At 61.4% G+C, this 22,924-nt stretch carries 21 protein-coding genes and 1 pseudogene; 11 read left to right on the plus strand and 11 right to left on the minus strand.

Annotated elements, in window-relative coordinates:
• Positions 1 to 190: 190 nt before the first annotated feature.
• Together NJU76_RS11820 and NJU76_RS11825 are read left to right on the plus strand one after the other, a co-directional pair.
• Entirely contained in the window at positions 191 to 898 is a 708-nt protein-coding gene (locus NJU76_RS11820; protein ID WP_254528744.1) for a class I SAM-dependent methyltransferase, read from the plus strand.
• A 53-nt stretch (positions 899 to 951) separates the two neighbouring features.
• Positions 952 to 1,851 carry a glycosyltransferase family 2 protein gene (locus NJU76_RS11825; protein WP_254528746.1) on the plus strand — a complete coding sequence of 300 codons (900 nt, stop codon included), beginning with the start codon at positions 952 to 954 and terminating at the stop codon, positions 1,849 to 1,851.
• 78 nt (positions 1,852 to 1,929) lie between these two features.
• Here NJU76_RS11825 and NJU76_RS11830 read toward each other — a convergent pair whose 3' ends face one another.
• Positions 1,930 to 2,718, minus strand: a complete 789-nt coding sequence (locus NJU76_RS11830; protein WP_254528748.1) for an enoyl-CoA hydratase/isomerase family protein — start codon at positions 2,716 to 2,718, stop codon at positions 1,930 to 1,932.
• A gap of 68 nt (positions 2,719 to 2,786) precedes the next feature.
• Between NJU76_RS11830 and NJU76_RS11835 the strand changes: the two are divergent.
• Positions 2,787 to 3,026 (plus strand): annotated as a pseudogene (locus NJU76_RS11835) (hypothetical protein); the annotation flags it as partial.
• Positions 3,027 to 3,041: 15 nt separating this feature from the next.
• Here the strand turns inward: NJU76_RS11835 and arcS are convergent.
• On the minus strand, positions 3,042 to 4,799 hold the full coding sequence (gene arcS / locus NJU76_RS11840) for an archaeosine synthase subunit alpha (RefSeq protein WP_254528750.1): 1,758 nt from the start codon (positions 4,797 to 4,799) through the stop codon (positions 3,042 to 3,044).
• Positions 4,800 to 5,122: 323 nt separating this feature from the next.
• Here arcS and NJU76_RS11845 point away from each other — a divergent pair, with 323 nt between their 5' ends.
• Positions 5,123 to 5,722, plus strand: a complete 600-nt coding sequence (locus NJU76_RS11845; protein ID WP_254528752.1) for a nitrous oxide reductase accessory protein NosL — start codon at positions 5,123 to 5,125, stop codon at positions 5,720 to 5,722.
• A gap of 95 nt (positions 5,723 to 5,817) precedes the next feature.
• Here NJU76_RS11845 and NJU76_RS11850 read toward each other — a convergent pair whose 3' ends face one another.
• From NJU76_RS11850 to NJU76_RS11865, 4 genes are all read right to left on the minus strand, one after another.
• Complete coding sequence (locus tag NJU76_RS11850) at positions 5,818 to 6,708, minus strand: ABC transporter permease (protein ID WP_254528754.1); 891 nt, start codon at positions 6,706 to 6,708, stop codon at positions 5,818 to 5,820.
• Complete coding sequence (locus NJU76_RS11855; protein ID WP_254528756.1) at positions 6,705 to 7,442, minus strand: ABC transporter ATP-binding protein; 738 nt, start codon at positions 7,440 to 7,442, stop codon at positions 6,705 to 6,707. Before NJU76_RS11855 ends, NJU76_RS11850 begins: the two co-directional genes overlap by 4 nt.
• Positions 7,439 to 9,370 carry a NosD domain-containing protein gene (locus tag NJU76_RS11860; protein ID WP_254528758.1) on the minus strand — a complete coding sequence of 644 codons (1,932 nt, stop codon included), beginning with the start codon at positions 9,368 to 9,370 and terminating at the stop codon, positions 7,439 to 7,441. The genes NJU76_RS11855 and NJU76_RS11860 overlap by 4 nt, the downstream gene beginning before the upstream one ends.
• 184 nt (positions 9,371 to 9,554) lie before the next feature.
• Positions 9,555 to 9,917, minus strand: a complete 363-nt coding sequence (locus NJU76_RS11865) for a TRAM domain-containing protein (protein WP_254528759.1) — start codon at positions 9,915 to 9,917, stop codon at positions 9,555 to 9,557.
• Positions 9,918 to 10,169: 252 nt separating this feature from the next.
• Here NJU76_RS11865 and NJU76_RS11870 point away from each other — a divergent pair, with 252 nt between their 5' ends.
• Positions 10,170 to 11,816 (plus strand): outer membrane protein assembly factor BamB family protein, encoded by a 1,647-nt coding sequence (locus NJU76_RS11870; RefSeq protein WP_254528761.1) that lies wholly within the window; start codon positions 10,170 to 10,172, stop codon positions 11,814 to 11,816.
• Between the two features lie 166 nt (positions 11,817 to 11,982).
• Here NJU76_RS11870 and tgtA read toward each other — a convergent pair whose 3' ends face one another.
• Positions 11,983 to 13,467 (minus strand): tRNA guanosine(15) transglycosylase TgtA, encoded by a 1,485-nt coding sequence (gene tgtA / locus NJU76_RS11875; RefSeq protein WP_254528763.1) that lies wholly within the window; start codon positions 13,465 to 13,467, stop codon positions 11,983 to 11,985.
• Between the two features lie 163 nt (positions 13,468 to 13,630).
• Between tgtA and NJU76_RS11880 the strand changes: the two genes are divergently transcribed.
• The 3 genes from NJU76_RS11880 (at position 13,631) to NJU76_RS11890 (ending at position 16,600) form a co-directional block, all read left to right on the plus strand.
• Complete coding sequence (locus NJU76_RS11880) at positions 13,631 to 14,731, plus strand: archaeosine biosynthesis radical SAM protein RaSEA (RefSeq protein WP_254528765.1); 1,101 nt, start codon at positions 13,631 to 13,633, stop codon at positions 14,729 to 14,731.
• A gap of 225 nt (positions 14,732 to 14,956) precedes the next feature.
• A complete protein-coding gene (locus NJU76_RS11885) occupies positions 14,957 to 16,060 on the plus strand; it encodes an IS630 family transposase (RefSeq protein ID WP_254528767.1) in 1,104 nt (367 codons plus the stop codon).
• A gap of 375 nt (positions 16,061 to 16,435) precedes the next feature.
• Positions 16,436 to 16,600, plus strand: a complete 165-nt coding sequence (locus NJU76_RS11890; RefSeq protein WP_254528769.1) for a hypothetical protein — start codon at positions 16,436 to 16,438, stop codon at positions 16,598 to 16,600.
• 543 nt (positions 16,601 to 17,143) lie between these two features.
• Here the strand turns inward: NJU76_RS11890 and NJU76_RS11895 are convergent.
• Positions 17,144 to 17,863, minus strand: coding sequence for a TetR/AcrR family transcriptional regulator (locus NJU76_RS11895; protein WP_254528771.1), 720 nt, complete (start codon positions 17,861 to 17,863; stop codon positions 17,144 to 17,146).
• Here NJU76_RS11895 and NJU76_RS11900 point away from each other — a divergent pair.
• Together NJU76_RS11900 and NJU76_RS11905 are read left to right on the plus strand one after the other, a co-directional pair.
• Positions 17,862 to 18,779 carry an ABC transporter ATP-binding protein gene (locus tag NJU76_RS11900; RefSeq protein WP_254528773.1) on the plus strand — a complete coding sequence of 306 codons (918 nt, stop codon included), beginning with the start codon at positions 17,862 to 17,864 and terminating at the stop codon, positions 18,777 to 18,779. The two genes, NJU76_RS11895 and NJU76_RS11900, sit on opposite strands and share 2 nt — an antisense overlap.
• On the plus strand, positions 18,772 to 19,563 hold the full coding sequence (locus NJU76_RS11905; RefSeq protein ID WP_254528775.1) for an ABC transporter permease subunit: 792 nt from the start codon (positions 18,772 to 18,774) through the stop codon (positions 19,561 to 19,563). The genes NJU76_RS11900 and NJU76_RS11905 overlap by 8 nt, the downstream gene beginning before the upstream one ends.
• A 340-nt stretch (positions 19,564 to 19,903) precedes the next feature.
• Here the strand turns inward: NJU76_RS11905 and purQ are convergent, their stop codons facing one another.
• The 3 genes from purQ to NJU76_RS11920 form a co-directional block, all read right to left on the minus strand.
• The gene (gene purQ / locus NJU76_RS11910; RefSeq protein ID WP_254528777.1) at positions 19,904 to 20,596 is read right to left on the minus strand and encodes a phosphoribosylformylglycinamidine synthase I; all 693 of its coding nucleotides are present in this window, start codon (positions 20,594 to 20,596) and stop codon (positions 19,904 to 19,906) included.
• A 59-nt stretch (positions 20,597 to 20,655) separates the two neighbouring features.
• Complete coding sequence (gene purS, locus NJU76_RS11915) at positions 20,656 to 20,907, minus strand: phosphoribosylformylglycinamidine synthase subunit PurS (RefSeq protein ID WP_254528779.1); 252 nt, start codon at positions 20,905 to 20,907, stop codon at positions 20,656 to 20,658.
• A 139-nt stretch (positions 20,908 to 21,046) separates the two neighbouring features.
• Entirely contained in the window at positions 21,047 to 21,361 is a 315-nt protein-coding gene (locus NJU76_RS11920) for a HalOD1 output domain-containing protein (protein ID WP_254528781.1), read from the minus strand.
• Between the two features lie 580 nt (positions 21,362 to 21,941).
• On the opposite strand from NJU76_RS11920, the gene NJU76_RS11925 reads away from it, so the two are divergent.
• Positions 21,942 to 22,901: a formyltetrahydrofolate deformylase gene (locus NJU76_RS11925; RefSeq protein ID WP_254528783.1), complete on the plus strand. Its 960-nt coding sequence runs from the start codon at positions 21,942 to 21,944 to the stop codon at positions 22,899 to 22,901.
• Positions 22,902 to 22,924 lie beyond the last annotated feature (23 nt).

Consider the following 22,924-nt stretch of genomic DNA (forward strand, 5'->3'; position numbering starts at 1 on the left):
TTCCCTATATGTGGATACGAACAATCCAGTTTGTATAAGGCATATAAATGTGCTACTAACACAGGTATATTCGATCCCCATTCCGCGAACAGGTGCTCGGTAAATCGGGTCGATCGGGGGTCGATTTCGACGGCCTCGCTGACGGACTCCAGTATCGTTTTATCCCCGCAGGATAGTAGATCCGTCCAGTGTGAAAGGACAGGAGTGGTACCAAGCCGACGACGTCGCCAAGGAATACGACGATAAGCGGTTTTCCCGGGGCGGACAGCTCATCGATAGCCGGGAGAAGAACGCCGTTCTCGAGGCCATCATGCCGGTCGAGGATCGGAAAGTACTCGAAATCGCCTGTGGTACCGGGCGATTCACGCTTATGCTGGCCCATCAGGGGGCCGACGTCGTCGGACTGGACATTTCGGCGGCGATGCTACAGCAAGGCCGGCAGAAAACCCGGAACGTGGACATCGCGGGCACGATCGAGTTCCTCCGCGGTGACGCGGGCCGGCTTCCGTTTCCAGACGATCACTTCGATACCGTGATCGCGATACGGTTTTTCCATCTCGCGAACGACCCAGAGGCGTTTCTACGGGAGATGCGGCGAGTCTCCCGCGATCAGATCGTCTTCGATACGTTCAACCGGTTTTCTGCACGCAGCGTCTACAACTGGGCGCTCCCGATGGGGTCACGACTGTACTCGAAGAGCGAAGTAGCAGTCCTCCTCGCGAAAACGGATCTGACGCTTGCCGACGTGGAAGACGATTTTCTCCTTCCCTACGGTCTATATCGCTCGATTCCCAACGCATTCGCGTCCCCGCTGCGAAAACTCGACGAATCGGCCAGCGGACTGCCGATCATGGACTACCTCGCGTCAGTCTCGTACTGGAACGCACACGTTCGCTGAGCGATTCGGCCGGAATCCCATCTATTTACTATCAGGAGCCCCTATCGGGCCGTATGGAGCTCTCGGTAATTGTGTCGACGCTGAACGACCGGGAGCGACTGCTGTCGTGCCTCGATGCGCTTTCGGCGGGGACGCCACGGTCGACCGAAGTTATCGTCGTCAACGGCCCCTCGTCCGACGGGACGACAGGCGTCGTCCGTGAACGCGACGACGTCGACGTTCTCGTCGAAATCTCCGAGCGGAACGTAAACGTGTCGCGAAACGCGGGCTTCGAGCAGGCGACAGGTGACGTCGTCGCGTTTCTCGACGGTGAATACGCGATCGACGATAGCTGGTATCCGGCCATCGAGGGGGGGATCGGCGACGAAATAGACGTCGTTACCGGACCGGTTACCGGGGACCCGGTCGAATCCGATCTCCGGTCGCAACGTGAGATGTGGAGTCAACGGGTGACGCAGTTCCACGGCGACAACGTCGCGTTCGAGCGACAGGTTCTCGAAGCGCTGGACGGGTTCGACGAGTATCTGGAAAAAGAGAGCGAACGCGACTGCGCCAACCGAGTTGCCGGTCTGGGTTTCGAAGTTTTGTGGGACGCGACGATGGCCGTCCGCTGTGAGGTTGGGACCGACGGTGGTCGGGCCGAGCCCGACTGGGGAACGACCTATCGGTCGATGTCGTACCGACTCGCGAAGAACCACGGACTGCAACCGCGGGTCCTCGGTCGTACTGTTGGGAGCGCAGTACGCGACGGTGCCACCGGTGCCCGACTGCTCGCTTCCGGAGACGTGACGCCGACGGGCTGGGTGTCCAACGGCGTAGATGTCGTCAAAAACGTTGCGCGCGGGTTCTGGGACGGCGTTCGGGCACGGTACGCCGATCAAACGAGCCGGCGAAACCCCCACGGTCTCTCGAAACGACACGACCGGGCAGTTCACATATACGACCGGCGCTGATTCTGATCTGGCGCTGATTCCGGGCTCCATCGGCTTCGGACCGACGCTACTCGTGATCCGTCGACCGAGAGGCTCGACTCACTCGCCGCGAAATTCGGGCTCTCGATCGTCGAGTCGGGCTTCGAATCCTTCGCGGTAGTCGGCGGTGTCGTCGAGTTCGCGTCCCAATTGCCGTTCGTACTCAAGTCCGTGTTCGAGGGGCATCTCGAGTGCGGCGTTGAGCGCCCGTTTTCCGTTCCGAAGGCCGAGCGGCGCGTTATCACAGAGCCGATCCGCGAAGGCTTTCGTCCGCTCGTCGACCGCGTCGGCATCGACGACATCGTGAACCAGCCCCATATCGGCGGCATCGACAGGATCGACGAGTTCGGCCGTCAACACGATCTCTTTCGCCTTCGAGAGTCCGACCAGTCGGGGCAGGCGTTGGGTACCGCCGCCGTGCGGGAAGGTCCCGAGTGCGACCTCGAGCAATCCGTACTTCGCGTCCCGGCCGATGAGACGGAAGTCACATGGGAGCGTTAGCTCGAACGCGCCCGCGAGAGCGGCTCGCTTGATTCCGACGACGACCGGCTGGCGGGTGGTCTCGATCGTCTCGAGGAGTTTCGGGAAAACGTCACGGTCGATTTCGGTCTCCGGTTCGACGCGTTCGCGCATCATGTTCAGGTCCATCCCCGCGGAGAAGACGGGACCCTCCCCAAGGAGGGTGACCGCTCGAATGTCGTCGTTCGCGTCGACCCGCTCGAAGGCCACGATGAGGTCACGCATCAACGCGACGGTCATCGCATTTCGTTTGTCCGGCCTCGAGAGGGTGACGTCCGCGCGGTGGCCGTTCCAGTCGATCGCCACAAATCCGTTACCGATGGATTCCATGGGCGGAAGTCGTGTGCTGTTCTTATAATACTCGGGCAGGGGAACGTGCTGCCGACCCAGTCGGACGTGACGCGTGCGAAACTGTCGTCAACGCCGACGTCACCGGAGCCGAGAACATTCGACGCAACCTCGTGGACGCACGAGCATCTCCGAATCCGACGGACGATTCGTCCGTGGATAGGAGTATCGGCTGGATGGCACAGCCGCCAGTCCACTCGTTCGATCGCGAGAGCGGCCGGTTCACACCGAGAGAACAGGTTGTCGACTGCAAACCATACTATCCTACCACCAGGGAAACCCTGGCGTGAACGCCGAAGCGAATGTCATTTCTCTTCGACGTGGCGGATCTCGCATGCGATGCCGCGTGTGCTCTCCGCCATCTCGCGTCCGAACATTTCGGCGCGGCCGACGGCGAAGGCCCTGGGTCCGTCGACGATCACCTCGTCACCGACGCGTATCTCCTCGTCGGCGTCGACGACGCCCGGTGCGAGGACGCTCCCATGCGGAACGAAGCCGTCTATCTCGACGCGTTTGACCGGCGCGTCGCTCTCGAGCCAGCGCCGGGCGCCCTCGAGGGTAAACGAGAGCGTGCCGTACTGCGGAACCATCGTCGCGAGCTGGGTGTCCGCCGCGTCACGGACCTGGATCTTCGGATACCGGCTGGTCGTTCGAATGTCGTCGAAGAGGTCGTCGCCGGCGCCGTCGCCGAGCAGGTAGTCCGCGATGGCGCGGACGGTGTTGTGTTCGCGCTCGCGCTTCGAATACTTCAATTCGCCCGACAGCGACTCGGAGAGGTTCGCGAGTGCCGTCCCGTCGGTCGGATGTCCGCCCTCGGGAACGGTGTACGTGATATCGATCTCGAGCCGTTCTTCGACGCGCTCGACGATGTCCCGATACCCTTCGTCGGGGACGTGCGCGATTAGTTTCGGATACTCGTTGCGCTCGAGATAGCGCCGCAGAACCTCGCTTACGAACGCCTTTTCGTCTTTGGACCAGCGACCCGTGACGACGGTGTCGTAGTGTTGTGCAGGGTAGGTCGTCTCGAGTTCCTGTGGAACGACGCCGATGGGACTGGTCATGGAGACGAGATGGGCGCGCCACTGGACGGCGTCGTGGAACTGGCGGTGGCTTTGGGACTCGCTGTACGGTTTGGTGGCCGAACAGGGAACGAGCACAAGTGGGTTCTCGAACCGGTTGCGGTACCGCGTCGTCACCCGGTCTGCGAATCGTTGGATTTCCACCCGGCGGAGGGTATCCTCGGTCGTGGCGCTGATCTGGGCGTCCCGGAGGACCGGCGTTCGTTGCTCGAGGTATCGCCACTCCGAGTCGAGTTCGCGCATCGCGGCGGTGAGCCACTGATCCTGGCGCACCTGGCCTTCCACGTAATCGCGGAGGCGACCGTCCCGAATCCGCCGCCGGACGATCGCCAGTTCGGCCGCGAGCACGTTGACGTTGTGCTCGGCGCAGTCCGCCCGGGTGAACGACTCGCGGGGCTGTTGACAGGACGGACACGAGCAGGGCAGTTCGTCGAGGTCCTCGAGGAAGTACGCGTCGTCGGTCGTGAGATATCGACCTTCCGTCCCCTTCACGACGGCCGCGGTCTCGTCGAACAGGTCGACCCCGGCGTAGGCGAGGAGGGCGACGTTCCGTGGTGTTGCGACGCCCGAGAACAGCAACGCAGTGTCGGTCGGGATCAGCTCGCGGACGCCGACGACGGCCTCGACGAGCGCGGCGCCGTGGCCCATCACTGACTGTACGTCCGAGAGGGCGTACGCGTCAGTACCGTGGTCTTGGACGTGGTCGCTCGAGACGACGGCGACGCTGGGATAGTCGACGTCGGGGTAGTCGACGGCGAACGAGTCCTGAACTTCCTCGGCGGTACCGCCGGGGAACGCCCGATGGGGAAGAACGGTGAGTGCGGACGCGTCCCCTGGTGGGACCTCGCGGTCCGCGCTCCAGAGCGAACCCGCATCCTCGAGGACGTCGTCGACGAGCGCAGGGGTCGTAATCGGCGAAGAGAGGCGGAGTTCGCCCACGCGCGCGGCCCCGTCGCGCTCGTGTACTTCGAAAGAGTCGGTCATACACGATATGACCGGGGCGAGCGAAAGAGGTTGTCGATAGCGAGTGGCGGCTGTCTCGAGCCGAGCGCGTTCCAGTCTACAGTTATTCGTATTGCTTGGCCTATCAGCTAGCTTGATTGATGCGCTAAGCCCCTTCCTCAGTGAGCGAAGCGAGTAGGGTTGCTGACGGCGGTCCTCCTCCGTCACTACGCTAGAGCCGAGAATCGGACACGTCGATCCAAACCGCATCACGGACTTTCTCACTGGTGTTCCGGTACCGGGGCGGTTCGCGCTTTCGTCAAAAGGACCAGATAACGTTTACCGCTACCTACCTACGTTCTCATATGGAGAAGCTGACCAGACCTACCGGTTCAGGACGTTCTGTGACGCGTCGAGCAGTTCTGGACGGCGTTGGGGCTGCCGGTATCGGAATGATGGCCGGTTGTTTCGGCGGCCAGGAGTCGGAGAACGTTCCCGACCCGATGAGCATCGATCCGGAGCAGGCGTGCGATAACTGCACGATGATCATCGGGAACCATCCCGGACCAGCAGGGCAGTCCCACTACGCCGATCCGACGGCGATTCTCGACGAGGATCGCCCGGCGCAGTTCTGCAGCACGCTCTGTCTCTACGCGTTCACATTCGAACACGAGCGCGAAAGCGAACCCGCCGTCTCCTATATGACTGACTACTCGACGGTCGACTACGAGGTCGACGACAGCGGTCAGCGCACCGTCATCTCTCGCCATCTCGAGGCCGACGCGTTCGGAGACGTCACGGCGTTGACGATGATCGCGGACAGCGACGTCGAGGGAGCGATGGGAAAATCGATCGTGCCGTTCGGCGACGCCGACGACGCCGACCAGTTCCAGTCCGAGTACGGCGGTGAGACCTACGTCCACGACGAAATCACGCAGGAACTGATAATGTCGCTGATGGGGTGAGTCGATCGCTCGAGATCCGAGCGAGGGTCGCTACAGTGATCGACGGCTCCGTTTCTAATCGTCCTCAGAGAACCGATCCCGTCCACGACCGTCGGCTACCGGTTCAACAGCCACGTCGCGATTCCGAGGGACGCGGCCGTCCAGACGACGAAACTCAGCAGACTCGAGATCGGTGATGCCGCCGCTGGGCCGGTTCCCGCCGCGACGATGATGGCACTTTCGAAGACGAGCCCCCTGTACGCGCTGAGCGGACTGATCGCGAGTACGTGGATGAGCGAACTGTCGCCGATTATCCCGGCCGAGAAGCCGTAGACGAGCGCGAGGTCGATCCCGACCAGCAGGACGACGAGCGCGACGACCGACAGCGCGAGTGCGCTCCGCGTACTGCTGACCATCGCCGAAATCGCGATCGCGACGGCGAGGACGGTCAGTGCGAATAGTATCGTCAGCACGACGAACCGGGCAAACAGGATCGGCGAGTCGACGCCCGAGTGAGATGCGTAGAGGGTCCGTCCCTCGTCTTCGACGACGAATACCGTTACTGCGACGAGGACGAGCGGGACGACGAGGGTGGTAACGAGGCCGACCGCTCTCCCAGTGTAGACGCCGAGGACGATCTCGCGGTTCGAGACGGGATACGTCTTCAGGACGTCGAGTTCACCGCGCTGGGCGTCACCGAGAATGGCGCGATAGCCGTACGCGACGGCGACAACCGGAACGAGCAACTCCATCGGCGTGAGTAAGTCGACCAGCGTCGGAACGTACCCGCCGCGGACGCTCCTGCTGACCCAGGCGATGCCGAATACGACGGCGGCGAACGCGACCCCCAGGACGAAGAACGTTCGCGTCCGCACGACCGTCCGAAGCTCTCGTCCGACGATCGCCTCGAGGATGTGTTTCGATCCGGGGGCCACCGTCGTTCGACCGGCACTGGTCCCGTCCTGGCCGCCGGTGGTGTCCCCCGTCGGATTCGTGTCGGCGCTCATTGGCTGTCACCCAGAACCTGGACGGTATCACGCTCGCCACCGATGGCGGTGTCGTAGACCGGTCGTAGCGAGTCGACTCCCTGTCGATCCCGCAACTCGACCGCCGATCCCTCCGTTACGACACCGCCGTCGGCGAGTATCACCACGTTATCGGCGACCCGTTCGACGAGTTCTAGATCGTGCGAACTCAACAGGACTGCAATCCCGTCGTCCGCGAGCCGTTCCGCGACGTCGAAGACGTGCAGGCGCATTCCTGGATCGAGTCCGCTACCCGGTTCGTCGAGAACGACGATCGGCGGGTTCCCGATCGTCGCCTGGGCGATGCCGAGCAGTCGCGTCATCCCCCCGGACAGCGCTTCGACCGGTCGGTCGGCCGCATCTTCGAGTCCGATCCGCTCGAGGTGCGTCGACGCGTGTGTTTCGTCGCCACCGACGAGAGACGAGTAAAACCGAAGCGTCTCCAGGGCCGTGAATCCAGGTCGAAACGCCGGCTGTTGTGGCAAGTATCCGATATGTCGTGCGGTGTCGGGTCCGTTGTACGCGACCTCGCCGGCCGTCGGCTCGTTGAGTCCCGCCAGAACGCGGATGAGCGTCGTCTTGCCGGACCCGTTCGGTCCGATCAGAGCCGTCACCGTTCCGCGCTCGATGGTCATCGAGACGTTCCGGATAACGGATACCGTCCCGTAGTCGTAGTCGATACCGGTCGCCTCGAGGATGGGTGTGGTATCGGTCATGGATCGTATCGGGTCGTTTCGTAACAGGACCAGGCGTCGTCAGCCCAGTCGGTTCGGTTCAGCAGCTCGGGGTTATTCGGCTCGCAACTCGGGGCCCTGTCGACGATGCTCCCGGTTCGCATCCCGGGGACCGACCCCTCGAATCCGGCGAGGGCCTTGAGCGCCGGTGCTCGGGCCAGCGTCGGCGTCCCGCCGGTCCGGTGGAGTCGCCTGTCAATGGGGTCCGTTGGCGTGTACGAGAGGTCGGATTGGCCCTCGCCCGCGACGCCGGCAGCACCCTGCCAGTAGTTCCCATGCCCCTCGTAGCTCCAGATTCGGAGCGGGCCCGACATCGCGTCGGCGTGAATATCGTTCCCGACGAAGTCGTTCCCGACGACGCGGTTCGTGGGGAGCATGGCGCTGGCTTCCGCACCCACGTCGTTGCCGACGATGACGTTGTGTTCGTAGATCGACGTGGTCGAACTGACGCGAAGCCCGAGTCCGTTGCCCTCGAGGAGATTGTCCGCGATGTACGCCCCGCTCCCACCCGGGCTGAGACCGGCTTCGGCGTCGCGAATCGTGTTTCCGACGACTGCGTTTCGCTCAGGACCGGTCATGATGACGATGCCGTGATTTTCCTGGGTGCGCAGGTCGTTATCTGCGAGGAGGCTGTCGCCCGTGTACATCAGGTGAACGCCCAGGAAATTCCCCTCGATCTCGTTCGAACGGACGACGGTCGTGGGGGACCGGTAGAGATAGACCCCGTTTCTCGTACCGTTGATCGTGGAATCTTCGACGACGCTCGGCGACTGGAACAGCAGGGTACCGGCGAGTCCCGACGACGGATCGTCGGGGCCGTTCACAGTTACGTCCCGGATGACAGCAGCGTCGCTCTGATAGGCGATGATACCGCTGGCGGGCGTGTCGATGCTGACGTCCCGTACGAGTAATCCCGTGGCGTCGTAGGCTGCGATCCCGGCGTCAGTTCCCGCATAATACTTCGTAAAGGTCGCGTCCCACGCTTGCTCGTCGATTTCGACGGGTAATTCCCCGCCCTCTCTGGTCACGTTCCCGACACCGGTAATGTCGATCCCTCGAATCGCCGTTCGTTCGGCGGTGACTGTTATCACCGAGCCGTTTCCGTTCCCACGAAGCGTCACGTTCCCGTCACCGGCGAGCGTGATCGGGTGGTCGATTTCGATCTTCTCGTCGTATGTCCCGTCGGGAATCACGACCGTCGTGTTCGCCGGCGCCTCGTCGATCGCCTCCTGGACGGTGTCCGTATCTTCGCCGACGACCACCGACGTCGGCCGGTCGGTGAGTGAGGATGCGTTTTCTCTCCGTTCGTCGGCCAGTCGCCTGCGGTCGTCGACGCGGTCGCGGGCAACCGCGGCATCGTCGCGATCGAACGAGCGATCCAGGATCGATTCCCACGTCTGAACGGAGCCGCCGTGCTCCTCGGTGAATACCGCCGCATCGTCGCGGTCTGAGAACGGGATGACGGTGTCTCCGGCCGGCGTCTGTGCATCGCTCTCGACGACGAACCACGCTGTCTCGGCGTCGGTCCAGCCGGGAGACCGGTCGGAAACCGGAAGGCCCTGCTCCGTCAGTTCGACTCCGGTGTCGCTATAGTCGGAGACGTACACCGTAAGCGGATAGCCGAATCGCTGCTCGTGGGCCGGCTGGCGCTGATTTTCGACGAACGTTTCGATGCCATAGTAGCCGACGACGTACTGGTACTGCGAATAGAACACCTGCGCGCGGGGGAGTTCGACGGAGTCGTCGAGCGAGTACTCGGCCTCGAGTGTGAGACCGACGGAGACCGTGTCGTCGAACGGGACGGGATCAGGCGACGTCGAACCCACATCGACGACGAAGAGACCCGCAGCACCGACTGCAACCACGACGAGGAATCCGAGAAAGATGGTGCTGGCAGAACGATCGATCACGACCGGTCCTTTGGACCTAGAGAAAATATACCGTCTGGTCTGCTCCTCGAACCAGCCCGCCCGAACTCGTCGAAGTCGCCCGCCGGAGTCGCTCGAACGCACCCGCTCGAACAGTGCTCGTCGCGATCGTGGGATCACCGTCGCGTTTCGTCGGTATCCCCCGTCTCTGTGGGTTCCGACGTCGCTACGCGGCCTCGAGAAATCGCGCCGTCGCCGACGTGTGGCCGCGGTTGAACGAGAGGATCGCGACCCGAATCACGTCCGTCACCTCACACTCGTCGGGAATGTCTTCGATGAAGATGACGAATCCCTCCACCTTTCCGACCGCCCGCCGTTCGCCCGAGTGGTGGTCGCTGAACTCGCGAATGGCGACTGTTACGGTGTCGCCGATGTCGACCGGTGGGTCGCGTTCCTGCGCTGCCTCGTGACGTTCCCTCGATCGCCGCTCGTCCGCTGATCGATTCCGGCCTCGAACTCGTTTGAACAGCAACGAGCCGACCAAGAGGATGACGAGTCCGCTCGCGCCGATCATCGTTGGGTCGAGCATACTCAAATCGGTTCCGCCGGGGTCTTTGGTGTTGCGGTACTGGCGACCGGATTCCTCCGCGACATCGCGTCCGCGAGCCGATTCCGTTATTCATTCGAAAAGCAGAATCAGTTCGCGATCGTTGCCCGGACTACAATTCATCGACGAATCCACGAAAGAGAGTGTCCCGACGCCGCTCAGGGCGTATGTTGCTCGACGTGCAACATACTTAGATTGTGTGTATGAATATATGTTCTTTGTAATTTTCTGTGTATGTCGAGATGTAATCGGCGCGGCCTCCTGATGACGGGGGCTGGGGCAGCTTTTGCTGGCAGGGTAGCCACCGCCGGTGATAGCGTCAGCGCCAACACGGGACCCGAATCCGACGTTTCGGACGGAAGTGAGACTTCTGGGGAGAGCGAGGAGCCGAACACGCCCTCCGAAACTGCGGCCCTGCCTGACTGGACGTCGTATCGGGGAAATGAGGGGAATACGTGTTTCTTCGAAGCTGGTCACGAATTCGACGGGGAGACCCTCGAGGTCGCGTGGTCGGTCGAGTGTGGATGTGACGGGTTTGCGATCGCGGACGATATCATCTACACGGGAACGGGTGACGGTGTCGTCGCCCGCCGCGTCGACGACGGCTTGATCGAGTGGGAAACGACCGACGTGAGCGGTACGTATCCGGTCGTGGCCGACGGAACACTCTACGTCGACGGCGACGGCGAAATCGTCGCGCTCGATCCGACGAACGGGAGTCGCCGTTGGCAGAGCGACATCGGTGGTGCATACGTCTCCGCGCCGACGGTGGCCTACGGCACGGTCTACGCGACCGTGGATGCAACGCTGTATGCACTCGAAACCGACGACGGATCGATCCGGTGGCAGCGGGAGTTACTCGAGCCCACGGGGAATACGTGGAGGTGTAGCGCCCCCCTCTTCGGTACAGCCGCAGCCAACGAGCGGCTCTACGTCGCGACGGCTCAATCCTGTTTCACGATCGATCCAGAGACGGGCGAAACGGTGGACCGATTCAGGAGCGACACGGAAAGCCCAGTGACGTCGATTGCCGCCAATTCGACCGTAATCGCGACCGAGACCACTGCGTTTGGCGGGACTGACGCGACCATCTACGACTCCGAGACCAAGGATATCCGCCTCACACGCGGCGGGAGCAGTTTCGCGCTGGGCGACGACATCGCCGTTTCCAGCCACCGGGAAAACGGTCTGAAGACGGTCGACCTCGAGAGCGGCGAAACGATCCATGAGTGGTCGATCGGGAGCACTCGGCCCGTCCTCGTCGGTGATACGATCTACGTTTACTCCCCGGCGCAGTACTCGAAACCCGAGACGGAATCCGGTTCGATCGTCGCGCTGGACACGAACCAGGGGACCGAGAAGTGGCGGTTCGAGGTAGACCGCGCGGTTCAATTCGGCCGTCTCGCTCTCAGCGGAAACGCGATCTATCTGGTGAGCGAGGACGGCGTGACGGCGATTCGGGAAGCGTCGTCCGGCGAAGTTCCAGACGACGGGGCCGGCGACGGATCCGATGGCTCTGGCGGTTCGGATGGATCTGGTAGCTCCGGCGACGGATCTGATAGCTCGGATGGATCTGGTGGCTCCGGTAGCTCGGACGGCTCAGGCGAGTCCAGCGACGGGTCCGCCGGCTCTGGCGGCTCGGGGTCCGATTCAAACGGGGCCGGCGGATCCAGCAGCGAATCCATCGAATCCGACGACGATACCCAGAACGAATCAGCGGCTCCCGCCAGTACGAAATCGACGGGCGGTATATTCAGCGATATCAACCCGCTCGGCGCCCTCACCGGGCTCGCCGTCATGGGCGGCGGTGCTGCACTCGCCTCACGGCGGTTCAACCCGCACAACGACACGACGGACGACGATGGATCGTCAGAAGACTGACCTTGCGCTATCCGTCCGTTCGAAGTGTTAGCCAACCATAGGGCGATGTCGGGATCCCCGAGGAATCATTCGAGGCGCAGTGACGTGGCGCTCACGATTCGGCGAACGTGGTAGCCGTCGTGCGCTCGCGGTGTCCCGCAGATGCGAGGGTGTGATGCGGATATCGTCACCGATCGTCGGTCGACCGGAGATCGAGCAGTTCGACCGACTCGGGCACGGTCTCGAGGACGCTCGCGGGCCACCCTCGGTGCGCGAGCGAGACGGACGCGTTCGGATTCGCGTCGACGAGCCGAGCGACGCCGTCGGCCGCGGCCTCGAGCGCCGCTCGATCGGTCCGCGCTGGAACTTCGGCGGTGAGCGGGTAGCTCTTCGAGAGGGCTCTTGGGAAGGGACCGAACGGGGGCTGGACTCGCCAGACTTCGTCGAACCCGTCGTCGGGCGCGGACCGGTCGACGGTGAGCAACAGCGAATCCGGGACAGAGAGTCGCTCGAGGCGCTGCTGGTGGCGCACGACTTCGGGCCGGCGCGCGCTCTCGTGGGAGGTGTAGAAAAAAGACCCTTTTGAGACGGGATCCGAGCGCTCGAGTTGGGCTGCGTGGTCGAGCAATGCGCGGTACCCGTCGAGCATCGTCGGGTGAGCGCGGGCACGTTGCTCGACGAGTTCGAGCAGATCGCCGGCACGGATGGCCTGCTTGATTCGGCGGATCTCGGCGAAGGTAACGTGGAGGTTGTGGGCTGCCAGTTCCGACTCGCGGTCGTCCGCCGGGAGTGCGCGGAGGTCGTCGGGCGAGTGCTCGGTGCAGACGGCACAGGAACAGGGGAGGTACTCGAGATCCCCGAGCGCTCGAGTGCCCCGAACCGTCAGGTAGCGGTCGTCACGAGCGTATATCGCGTAGGCCGCCGAGTCGAACAGGTCACAGCCCATCGCGACCGCAAGCGCGAACATCATGGGGTGGCCGGCGCCGAAGAGGTGGACGGGAGCGTCGGCGCCCAGGCCGCGTTTGGCCGCGGCGACGACGTCGATCATGTCGTCATACCGGTAGTCGTTCATCAACGGAACGACCGCGCCGACCGGGAAGACGTCGAGATCGGTCCCCGCTGCGTGGCGGCCTGCTCGCTCGCGCAGGTCCGGATCGGTCGACCCCTGGACGGGCGCGCTGACGAGCATCTCGCCCGTGTCGGCGGCCTCGGCGATTTCGAGCCGTTCCTGCGTTGTCTCGAGGTCGGCTTCGGCGCGCTCGCGGGAAACGTCCGGCGGCGTCGGGATGTCGACGGGGGTAGCGATATCGGAGCCGATCTCGCGCTGGAAGGCGAGAATCTCCTCGGTCGTGACGTCGATTTCGCCGTACTCCGAGAGCTGAAAGGAGCCGGAGTCCGTCATGATCGCACCCGAGAAATCGAGCATGTCGTGGAGACCGTCGGTGCGGGCGCGCTCGCGGAGGACGTCGTCACCGTGAATGATATACGAGTTGGTGATGAGAATCTCCGCACCGAACTCGTCAGCGAGCCGACGCGGGCGTATCGTATCCAGATTTGGGTTGATTACCGGCAGAAGCGCCGGGGTTTCGACGGTGACGCCGGCACGCGGGACGGTGAGTTCGCCGATGCGACCGCCGGCATCCGCGCCCCGAAGTTCGAAGCACTCGCGCATTGACCGCCCTTTGTGCCGTCGAACGTAAGTCGTGATTGTTTTCGATCGGCCGACGAGCCGACCACGGACGGCCACTCGGATCGACGGTGCGAGACTGTACCCACGTATTCGGCAGCGAAAGGAGACGAAGCCGCTTTACGCGCTGGACCGCTTGCGTTTCCTAATGAGTAATCCCACGCCCGAAGTCTACGAGCAGGGCAAGGGCATGGACGCCCACAATCAGGTGATGCGGGAAATCCGCTCGCGCAAAGAGGCCAGTTACGATCCCCACGAGCCAACCCGCGTCTGGCTCGACGAGGACAACACGCCCGGTGGCGTCAAAACGAGCCTCACGATCATCCTCAACACCGGCGGCTGCCGCTGGGCCCGCGCTGGCGGTTGTACCATGTGCGGTTACGTCGCCGAGAGCGTCGACGGCGGCTCCGTCTCCCACGATGCAATCATGGACCAGATCGACGTCTGTCTCGAGCACGAGGCCGACAACGCGGACGAGCCCGCTGATCTCATCAAGATCTACACCTCCGGTTCGTTTCTCGACGAACGTGAAGTCGATGCAGAGAGCCGCCGAGCGATTGCCGAGACCTTCGGCGACCGTGAACGGATCGTCCTCGAATCCCTGCCCGACTTCGTCGACCGTGAGAAGATCGGCGACTTCACCCGGCACGGACTGGACACCGACGTCGCGATTGGCCTCGAGACGGCGACCGATCGCGTTCGCCACGACTGCGTGAACAAGTACTTCGACTTCGCGGATTTCGAGGCTGCGTGCGCGGAAGCGACAGCCGCAGCCGCGGACGCGAGTACCGACGCCGCGGCGGGGATCAAGGCCTACCTCCTGCTGAAACCGCCGTTTCTCACCGAGTCCGAGGCCGTCGAGGACATGATCTCGTCGATCGAGCGCTGTGCGGACGTCGAGGGCTGTCACACCGTCTCGATGAACCCGTGTAACGTCCAGCGCTATACGATGGTCGACGAACTCTACTTCAACGACGGCTACCGCCCGCCGTGGCTCTGGTCGGTCGCCCACGTCCTGGAGGAGACGGCGGGGGTCGACGCAATCGTGGTCTCGGATCCGGTCGGCCACGGCTCCGATCGCGGCCCCCACAACTGCGGAGACTGTGACGACCGCGTCCAGACGGCAATCAAGGACTTCGACCTCCGTCAGGACCCGACGGTCTTCGAGCAGGTGTCCTGCGACTGCGAATTGACCTGGGAGACCGTCATGTCGCGCGAGCGAAGCTTCAATCAGCCACTCACGCACTGACGACGCCAGTCCACGAGACGTGATAACCGGAGGTGAACTACTCCGCCCTCCCGCGCTCGGGCCTCCCCGGCCCTCGCTTGGTGCGGACGGAGCGTCCTGTTTCTGTGTCGGAACGTGCAGGAACAGATCCCACAGCGTCCACAAGACGCGGAGCGTCTCGTGCGGCCCGGCAGAACGCCGTAATGAGTGACGGAAGTTATGGGCATAGACTGAGACGGGCGAGTGATGGGAGGAGACCGGCGAGGCGATCTTATTCGTCATCTAAGTGAGCAGGAGTTGGATCGTCTGCTGGACGAAGCAGACGATCCAAAGATCATCAAGCGACTCACCTTTGTCAAACGTCTCTACAAGGGAGCAACGTACGAGGAAGCAGCCGACGACGTTGGCAAATCTGCGTCGACTGGAAGTCGCTGGGCGCGTCGATGGAACGATGGCGGACTTGGTCAGTTGACACCGAACTTCGGGGGCCTTCCGCCCCCGAAGCTCGGTGACGAGGAACAAAAGCGTCTTTTAGAACTTCTCCGGGAGGGGCAACCCTGGAAAGCACAGGAAGTTCATCAGCTCTTGGACGAAGAGTTTGGTGTAGAGTACCATCCGGATTATCTCGGTCGATTCCTCCGGAATCTCGGACTGTCCTACGCTAAACCACGTCCAAAGCGCCCCTCTCGGCCACAAAACGCAGATGAAATCCTCGAAGAACGCGTCGCGGACGCGTTCGACGAGGAGACAGAGACGGCACATAACAAGCGTCCTGATGATGAGGACGAAGGATGGGTCCTCGACGACGATATTTGCACGGATGGGGGAACTGTCGTCGGTTTTTGTGATGCTTCGCATCCACACCCATACGACAATTCGCATCGACTGTGGTACGTTGATGATCCGACACTGGAACGACCGCTGGTGAAGCTTGACGAACCAGCGGTCGGATGCTATACGCTCAACGGCGAAAGTGTCCTGACGTTCCCTGAAGATCAATCGAAAGAGAACATCTGTGCGCTACTGGAGCAAGTCCGCGAGCAGAATCCGTGTTCCCGGATTCTGCTCGTCTTGGATAACTTCTCGTCTCACATCTGTGAACACACGCGCAAGCGCGCACATCAACTCGGTATTGATCTCGTCTTTCTTCCGGTCGGCTCACCGCATCTCAACCCGATTGAACAGGTCTGGAAAGTCCTCAAACGCACTGCCTCGCCAATCGTGGTGGCGAGCGAGAGCGCGTTCCGAACTCTCGCTCGCCGTCTCTTCGACACCCTTACCGATCGACTCGGATTTGCTAAGTCCTGGATCGATCAATTCCTCAGTCCATATTTGCAAAAGTTATCTTGATCATTATGGCGTTCTGCGGACGGTTCCAGACTCCGCAGGCGACTTCCCTTGACAGGTGGTTCGGAGTGTCCCACTCCTACCGGTTGGACACTCGACCACAACCGACGATGCACGCTTGTTGTCGCGTTTGAACACCGCCGGAAGCATGGTGAGCATCTTATTCTCACCTTCGACCGAAGGGATAATAAGGGTGCCGATCCACACGAAAACAAGACGTGCGGGCGCTGTCTCCCCTCCCTGCTCGCTTCGCTCGCTGAAGATAGCGCGGGACCGTCGGTCCCGCTGACCATGCGAACGGCGTCGCCGTGAGCAGAAGGGAGCTTAGCGCCCTCAATTACAGCTAACTACTTCACTTTCGAGGCGGTACCGTCGGATATGGACCTCCCGTCGCTTTCGGAGTACTGGAACGAAATTGAACCCACACTGCTGATCGCCGTCGGCTTCGTGCTGTTCATTTTCCCCGAGCCCGCGACCTCCGCTTTCGGCGCGGGGCTCATGCTACTCGGCGTTAGCTGGTGGTTCTACGAGTGGGGACGCTGAGGAGATACTGGACGGTGAGGACAGGCTAGTGCTATCGAGGGGACCTCTGCGGTCCACTTCCGATCGAAGTGGTTCAACTCAACTCGACGTGACTCAGACGGACTGCTGTCCGTCGGTTCCGGAGCAATCGCAACCGTCCGGTGGGTGCTCCGGCAAAACGTTACAGCAGACCGTATCATCCCCCCTTTCTCGATGGCGTTGCTCGCTCAGTGGTTCCGAAGGTGTCTCGTCGTTTTCGACGCGTCGATCGCTGGTCGCCGTGCGATCGTACGCCGCGAGACCGACTTCGCGTCGGCGCGGGGAACCTCGAGCGTCACGACGGGGCCACGGGGGTCATTGTCCGTAAAGGAGAACTGTTCGCCCGTCTGAGTGACGATCCGGTCGACTAGAGGAATTAGCAAAACAATTCGTAGTTTTGCTTCAGTGCTCTTCAGAGACCGATGAATACTTCGCGATGAATACAGCGCGCGAGTCTTGCATCCTGAAAAAGTCCGAACAGCAGGTATCTGTGGAACTCGATCTGATAAAATCGAGACGTATTCGTTAATTCGGAGTGGTCGTCAATCCGCGGGAAAGTGCACTAATAAGCAGGTCCTGGATGGCTTCGTAGTACTCTGGACCGTAGGCCTCGAACTCCGATCTATTCCGAACGACGAGGCTGATCACACTCATCACGCCCATGACAGTGACCGGATCCTCATCGGATACCAGACCGTCACTCTCAGTACGGATCGACTCGATGAAGGGCAGGAATTTGCCCAAGCCTTCCTGCTGGACTTCTTCGAATCGTTCAGACGAGACGTTCTTCCGGAACATTTGATTCACGTTCTCCTCGGCCATCATCTGTTGGATGTAGGGATTCTCCTCCGCGAACTCTCGATAACACCGGAATAGTGCTTCCAACTGTTCGCTTGACCCATCGGCACCAGCTATCTCATCCTGAGCTCGGTCGTGAAGTTGTTCGAATTCTCGTCGAAGAATTTCGAGGTAGAGGTCAGCCTTCGATTCGAAGTAAAGATAGAATGTACTCTTTGCGACCCCGACAGGTTCGGTGATGTCGGCAACGTTGGTCTTTTTTGGACCGTACGAAAGCAGCCGCTCACGCCCTGACTCGAGAAGGGCCTCATACATCTCGCGTTTCTCTTCGGTCTCGAAATCGGTCATATCGGAACGAGGGTTTCTAACTCTATAACTAATTTGGTCATCGGTCAGTGACTTACTGACCAATACAGTTATTAGGTCAGTCAACGCAGTTGTAGCCATGGATCCAATCGAAGTACTCGATCTCACGAAGGAGTACGGGAGCGTCCGGGGTGTCGATTCGCTCTCGTTCACCGTCGAATCGGGCGAAGTATTCGGGTTTCTCGGCCCCAACGGGGCTGGAAAGACGACCACCATCGAAACCCTTCTCGGATTACTCAACCCCACTGAAGGGACAGCCGAAGTCCTCGGGGCAGACATCCGAGACGAGGATGCTCTCATCGAAGCGAAGCGGCGAATCGGGTATCTGCCAGCCGAACTTGGGTTCAATGAAGAGGTGACCGGCGAACGCGTTCTAGAGTATCACGAATCGGTCAAAGGGGCACAGCGCCGAGCTGATCTGCTTGAGGTGTTCACTCCTCCGCTCAAACGACCGATTCGGGAGTATTCCTCCGGAAATCGCCGAATGCTCGGCCTCGTCCAGGCGTTCATGCACGACCCCGACCTCGTCATCTTGGATGAACCGACCTCCGGTCTTGACCCGCTCAAACAAGCGGAGTTCAACGAGTTCATCAGGGACGAACGAGAGCGCGGGACGACGATATTCTTCTCCTCGCACGTCCTCAGTGAGGTCCGTCGAATCTGCGACCGTGTCGGAATCCTCAGGAACGGTCAGCTGGTCGGTCTGGTGGACATCGAGACGTTACTCGAGCAGGGCGGGAAGCGGGTTCAGGTCAGAATCGACAGTGACGCAGCTGAGGAGGTAATCGAGCTCGACGGTGTTATCGAAGCGACGGTGATAGGGGGTGAGCTTCAGTTCACGTATGTGGGCGACTACAACGAACTGTTTCGGGTTCTCGCAGAGCAGCATGTGCTCGATGTCGAAATCAGTGAACCGCCGCTCGAAGACGTCTTCATGCACTATTACGAGTCAACCGATGCAAATCCGAACTTTTCAGCTGAGGTCGCCAATGTTTGAGACCACTCAGTACGAGGTGGGTCGTCGGCTTCGGGGGACGGCGATTCTGACGGCCGGTGTCAGTGTTCTCGCTGTCTTCATGATTTCAATATTCCCATCGATGGAGGCCTCTGGTATCGATCTCGATGCGATGATCGAGTCGTATCCGCCGGCAATGCGGGAAGCGTTCGGAATCGAGACGCTCGCCTCGATCGAAGGGTTCCTCGCCGTGGAATTCTACAACTTCGTCTGGCTGCTGCTCTTTGGACTGTATTTCGCGTATTCCGCAGCGGGTCTCATCGCAGATGATATCGAGCGAGATCGGATGGGCTTGTTACTCTCGTTCCCGGTGGCGCGGACACGTTTGCTTGGAGAGAAATTCGCCTCGTTGCTGGTCCAGATACTGGTTTTGAACGCGGTGGCTGCTCTCGTGGTCTATGCTGGAGTGACCGTCATTGGGGAGTCCATCGACCCGGTGAGCGTTGGAATGGTTCACCTCCTGTCCGTCCCGTATCTGCTGGTCTGCGGTGGGATTGGGCTCACGTTGTCAGTTCTCGTGAATCGAGCAGAAACCGCCAAACGAGGCGCTATTGCGTCTGTTTTCGTGTTGTACTTGGTCGATTCGATTACCGCGGGACTCGAAGCGTTGGACTGGCTTCAGTACATCAGTCCAACACAATACTTCGATCCCACGGCGATCCTCGTACACGGGAGTTACGACCTACTGAACGCAGCGACTCTGATAGTGATGTTCATCGGCCTACTTTCGGTGAGTCAGCTACTATTCGCCCGTAGAGATATCTGAGATTGGAATCGCGAATATCTTCGGTAACCGACTGAAATTCCCTGATTCTCCTCCACGGACGTACTCGGTTGCGTGATGCTGGACTCCTGCTCTGAATCGTGCACGGCAAAAGAAAAGTGATAGAGAATATCTATTTTGGGACTATGAATTTAAATGCTGATTCTTATAGCCAGCGGCCGAGTCCGCTCGCGTGTCTCGTGCGTGGAACACTGGCAGTTGAATCGGTGTCTGTTGCGGCGAGAGCCGGTGTCAAACGAGTGAGCCGACTGTGTCGACCGACATAAAACAAGTTACCCCCCGACCGTGAGCGAACGTACCGTCAGCCCCCCGCTCGTGCCCGCTATGCGATCGTATCCGTGTTAGCGAATCCCCGGAGGATACCCTGGCCGTCCGTCGGGCCGACGTCGGGGAGGGTGGCGCGCTCGGGATGGGGCATCAACACCGCGACGGTTTCGCGCTCGCCGAGGACACCGGCAACGTCGTGTTTGGATCCGTTAGGGTTCGCTTCGGGTCCGGTCGTCCCGTTCTCGTCACAGTACCGAAAGAGGATCTGGCCCTCGTCTTCCAGTTCCGTGAGTCTATCGTCGTCGGTCTCGTAGCGGCCCTCGCCGTGGGCGATCGGAACTTCGATGACGTCGCCTTCGCTGTAGGCGGCCGTCCACGGTGTGTCGTCTCGTTCGACGCGCAGATAGACGTGTTCGCACTGGAAGCGAGCGCTCTCGTTGGTCGTGAACGCTCCCTCGGTGAGGCCGGACTCGCAGCCGACCTGTGCCCCGTTGCAGATGCCGAGGACCGGAACGCCCTCGGCCGCAGCGTCGCGGATCTCGGTCATAATCGGCGAGCGGGCCGCCATCGCCCCTGCGCGCAGGTAGTCGCCGTATGAAAAGCCTCCTGGCAGGACGACGCCCGTCGTATCTGGCGGCAGACCGTCTTCGTGCCAGACGATCTCGGCGTCGATGTCGAGGTGTGCGAGAGCGCGTTCGGCGTCGCGGTCGCAGTTCGAACCGCCGAAACGAATTATCGAGACCGTCACAGTCGCCACCCCGCAGTGCCGTGACTGCCGGACTCGATACGGGTACTGGAACCCACCATCTACCGTTCGTCGACTTCCACGTCGTAGTCGTGGATCGTCGGATTCGCCAGGAGTCGGTCGGCCATTTCGCCCGCGCGATCGCGAGCGCCATCCGCGGAGTCGGCCTCGAGATCGATCTCGAAGCGATCGGCCGAGCGTAGATCCTCGAGCGCGAAGCCCAGTCGCTCGAGGGCTCCTTTCGTCGTCTCGGCTTCGGGGTCGAGCACGCCGTGTTTGAGTCGAACCGTCACCGTCGCGGTGTAGGCGGTCATCATCTAATACCCCGTAACCGTGCTCAAAAACGCTTTCGTTGTTTGCCTGCAATGCACGTACGTGGACACAACCTGGCGCTCCCGATGACAGGTCGCCGCTCGCACGGCCGGTGTCCGGTGGCGCTCGGCCGGGCGGCGATCACGCCGGGCGCGCAACGACGATGTCGCCCGTCGCGTGGACGGTGATCGAGTACGCGTCTAGCTGGAACGTCACTTGGCCGATGTTTCGGCCCGCGGTCCCGCCCGTCGGCGCGAAGAGCGTCTCGAGGCTTTCGGGATCGATTTGGTCGTAGAGCCGTTCCACCTCGGTTGGGTCGGATTCGGAGAGTTCAGCGACCATCGAGACGATCGTCGTCGTCAGCGAGTCGGTACCCGTCCAGTCGTGTGAAACGAACGCGGTCTTCCGTTCGCGATCGATTCGTGATCGTCCGTAATCGTGTGGTTTTGCCGTCATTGTAGTTACCTATCAGCTGGCGACTGTCACTGTACGTGACTGAAAAGTCATTCCACAGACGAAGGTATAAATCCCTGTCAGACAATTTACGAACGGTTGTAGGACAAAATAATCGCATTCGCGAGACGGGGTGGCGGTCTCTCGAGAGCGTCCGTCATACGTCAGACACGGGAGACCAGATCGACCGAGGGACCGCCCCAAGAACGCTCGGTTTCTCAATCGAACCGGCGAACACACCGACAAATCGTGCCGAACGGCGTCAGACAATCGGCCGGGATGCTCGAGCGAACGGTCCGCATCCGACCGCAGGCCACAGCGAACCTAACCCGGGGCTTACAGGTTCCGGTGGTGGTCGATACCGGTGGACACGGGACGAGTCGACGAGAAGATGCGGCACAGCGTTGCACGAGCGTGACGCGGTGGACGATCAGCGAGCGACGACCGGTTCCATTCATCCACGGAAATTGTCGGATCGATGGGATAGTGTGGGTAATTCTCACGCGGTACCGCGGAAAGCAGGATTTTTAGCCGCTCGAAAATTGATATCCGTCGTGATGAATCGACAATCGCTCGAGCGGAGGTGGCAGCGTTGACGACCGACGTAACCGAAATCACGGTGATCGGAGAGGACGATACCGGGCTCGTCGCCCGGGTGACCAGCCTGCTGTTCGAGCGAGGAATCAACATTGAGGATCTCGACCAGGCGGTCCGCGACGGCGTCTTCCGGATGTATCTGGCCGTCGACACCTCCGAAATGGTCTGTACGGAGGCGACGCTCCGGACGGATCTCAACGACCTCGGAGACGACCTCGGACTCGACGTTCAGGTCCGGTTCCCCGCCGACCGCGAAACGCAACAGATCGCGGTCCTCGTCACCAAGGAGAGCCACTGTCTCGAGGCGCTGTTCGAGGCCTGGGCCAACGACGACCTCGGCGCGGACATCGGCGTCGTCATCGGCAACCACGATGACCTCCAGCCACTGGCCGAACACTACGACATTCCGTTTCACGACGTCGGCGACGAGGGCGGCCAGCAAAACGAGGAACGCCTCCTCGAGTTGCTCGCCGAGTACGACGTCGATCTGATCGTTCTCGCCCGGTACATGCGCATTCTCAGCCCGAACGTCGTCTTCCGCTACGAAGACCGCATCATCAACGTTCACCCCTCGTTGTTGCCGGCGTTCCCCGGGGCGGAGGCCTACCGACAGGCAGTCGAGGAAGGTGTTCGCGTCGCCGGCGTCACCGCCCACTACGTCACGACCGACCTCGATCAGGGGCCGATCATCACCCAGCGCGCGTTCGACGTGCCCGACGACGCCGACGTAGAGGAGATGAAACATCGCGGCCAACCGCTCGAAGCCGACGCCCTGCTCGAAGCCGTCCAGCTTCACTTAAACGGCGATATTTCGGTCCATCGCGGCCGGACGTCCGTCCGGGAGAACGGCGATACGTACCAGCTCGGTCTGCCCGATGAAATCCGGGAGTTCACCCCGGACCGGCCGGTCGACGGAATCGGTAGCGCGGTCGCCGACAACCAGTAGGTCCCTCGGATCGGTATTCGCAG

Source organism: Natrinema gelatinilyticum (assembly GCF_024266705.1).
Lineage (GTDB): Archaea > Halobacteriota > Halobacteria > Halobacteriales > Natrialbaceae > Natrinema > Natrinema gelatinilyticum.